The organism is Halomonas sp. IOP_14, from assembly GCF_021021315.1.
In the GTDB taxonomy this organism is placed as follows: domain Bacteria; phylum Pseudomonadota; class Gammaproteobacteria; order Pseudomonadales; family Halomonadaceae; genus Vreelandella; species Vreelandella titanicae.
Map to the genome: position 1 here is coordinate 1 of NZ_JAINWD010000078.1, position 400 is coordinate 400.

The window sequence follows — 400 nt, forward strand, 5'->3', positions numbered from 1 at the left end:
ATCTCGTGTCTCGACCTGAAAAGGGTCCGGATTTACCTAAACCCTCAGCCTACTCACTTTCACCAGGACTACCAACGCCTGGCTCACCTAGCCTTCTTCGTCCCCCCATCGCAACCATGTCCGGTACGGGAATATTGACCCGTTTCCCATCGACTACGCCTTTCGGCCTCGCCTTAGGGGCCGACTCACTCTGCTCCGATTAGCGTCGAACAGAAACCCTTGGTCTTCCGGCGAGGGAGTTTTTCACTCCCTTTATCGTTACTCATGTCAGCATTCGCACTCGTGATACCTCCAGCGAACTTCTCAATTCACCTTCATTGGCTTACACGACGCTCCTCTACCGCGAATTCCTATCGAAATAGAAACTCACCCGTAGCTTCGGTACCTGGTTTAGCCCCGT

At 53.2% G+C, this 400-nt stretch carries 1 rRNA gene; it reads right to left on the bottom strand.

Annotated elements, in window-relative coordinates:
- Nucleotides 1–400: ribosomal RNA gene (locus K7H09_RS23955) — 23S ribosomal RNA — on the bottom strand; the annotation flags it as partial.